Here is a 294-nt window from a genome sequence, read left to right on the forward strand (position 1 = left end):
GGGCGGCGTCGAGAGCATGTCGCGGGCGCCGTTCGTTGTCCCCAAGGCCGAGACCGCCTTCAGCCGGGCGAATGCGATCTACGACACCACGATCGGCTGGCGCTTCGTCAATCCGAAGATGAAGAAGGACTGGGGTGTCGACTCGATGCCGCAGACCGCCGACAATGTCGCCGCCAATTTCGGCATCAGCCGGGCCGATCAGGACGCCTTCGCGGCCCGCAGCCAGGCTCGCTGGGCCGCGGCGCAGGAAAAGGGTCTGTTCGCGGAGGAGATCGTGCCGGTGACGATCCCCCA

At 67.0% G+C, this 294-nt stretch carries 1 pseudogene; it reads left to right on the top strand.

Annotation, left to right across the window (positions count from 1 at the left end):
* Window positions 1–294: pseudogene (locus tag ACMUOY_RS20220) on the top strand (3-oxoadipyl-CoA thiolase); the annotation flags it as partial.

This window comes from Candidatus Skiveiella danica, from assembly GCF_022705245.1.
Taxonomy (GTDB): Bacteria; Pseudomonadota; Gammaproteobacteria; order Burkholderiales; family Burkholderiaceae_C; genus Skiveiella; species Skiveiella danica.